This window comes from Micrococcus sp. GbtcB5, assembly GCF_019091605.1.
GTDB lineage: Bacteria > Actinomycetota > Actinomycetes > Actinomycetales > Micrococcaceae > Micrococcus > Micrococcus luteus.
Genome location: NZ_JAGXJK010000617.1, coordinates 1 through 230 on the forward strand (window position 1 = coordinate 1; position 230 = coordinate 230).

Sequence of the window (230 nt, forward strand, 5' to 3'; positions counted from 1 at the left end):
GGGGGGGGACGGGGAGGGAGACGGAGTCCAGCGCGCGGAGCGCGAGGGCGGCCGCGACGAGCGGCCCGTGCGCCCCCCCCATCGCCGCGAACAGGCCACTGCAGGAGGACAGGCCGGCGGCGCCGGCCCGCTGCACGGTGGCCACGCGCTGCTCGTAGGTGTGGGAGTTTTTGTTGGACTCGTAGCGGGAATAGGCCGTGTTGAGGATGGGGTTGTAGGCGTCGACGCCG

At 73.5% G+C, this 230-nt stretch carries 1 pseudogene; it reads right to left on the reverse strand.

Annotation, left to right across the window (positions count from 1 at the left end):
- Positions 1–230, reverse strand: a pseudogene (locus KVS67_RS13720) (biotin synthase BioB); the annotation flags it as partial.